This window comes from Streptomyces sp. NPDC001903, assembly GCF_042891345.1.
In the GTDB taxonomy this organism is placed as follows: Bacteria; Actinomycetota; Actinomycetes; order Streptomycetales; family Streptomycetaceae; genus Streptomyces.
Genome location: NZ_JBIASZ010000048.1, coordinates 1 through 1,054, shown reverse-complemented (window position 1 = coordinate 1,054; position 1,054 = coordinate 1). Strand labels below are relative to the sequence as shown.

General features: G+C 62.7%; 1 protein-coding gene. It reads right to left on the bottom strand.

All coding sequences use genetic code 11. The features are described from left to right. Positions 1 to 943, bottom strand: a 943-nt coding sequence (locus ACFYZS_RS40435; protein ID WP_389024592.1) for an IS481 family transposase, incomplete at its 3' end; no start/stop codon positions are given. Positions 944 to 1,054 lie beyond the last annotated feature (111 nt).

The window sequence follows — 1,054 nt, the reverse complement described above, 5'->3', positions numbered from 1 at the left end:
TTTGGCCGCCGAGGGAGCCATGGGGGCGGTGGTAGTTGTAGTAGTCCTCCCACTCGCGGAGTTTGTCGTTGAAGACGCCGGTGTCATCGATGACTACGCCGTCGAGCATGCGGTAGAACTCCTCGGCGTCGATGCGATGGGAACGTTCGACCTTGCCGTTGAGGTGCGGTGACGCCGGTTTGATGTAGGTGTGGGCGATGCCCTTGTCGAGGACGTTCCAGTGGAAGGCGGACTGAAACTCTGCTCCGTTGTCGGTCTGGATCACCTCGACGCGGAACGGCAGGCGCTCCAGGACGTAGTCGAGGAACTGCACGGCGGTCTTCTGGTCGCATCGCGGGTAGATCCGCAGGACCCGAAGCCGGGTGCAGTCGTCGATGGCGGTGAACTGGTAGTACTTCGATCGTCGCCGCCGCTTGGGCAGGGTTGCGGTGACCGGTGACGCGGCTGACGTCTGCTCCGGGAGACCGATCGGCTCGATGAATTTTACGTCGATCTGGACTCGGTTGCCGGGCTGCTGCTTCTCGTAGCGGGTGTAACGCTTGTCGTGCCTTTTGTAGCGCTGAGAGGCCGGCAGGCGGTTCATCCCGAGCTTCTTGAGAATGCGGTAGACGGCGGAGCAGGCGATGTCGATGTCGTGGTACCGCTTGAGGTACATCTTGATCTTCATCGGGCCGAAGTGATAGTGCTGCCGCAAGTAGACGATCTTGTTGACGACGTCGGCCTCGGTGGCGTGGGGACAGTGGTGGGGCTTGCTGGAGCGGTCCCTCAGGCCCTCAAGGCCCTCATCCTGGTAGCGGCGCAGCCACTTGTAGAAGCACGTGCGGCTGATGCCGTAGTAGCGGCAGGTCAGCGCGACGTTCCCGGTGACTTCCTCGGCGTGGCGCAGGACCGCCAGGCGATGCTGGGCCTGACGGTCCTGCTGCTGTTGCAGCGAAGGGGGCATGGCAGATCTCCGTCTACTCGAAGACCCATGTGTAACCAACGTCCGGCAGTTTCATATCTAGGCCGTGTCTTTCGGATCATGCCGGGCCCGCGGCGCCTGGCACCGCGGGCT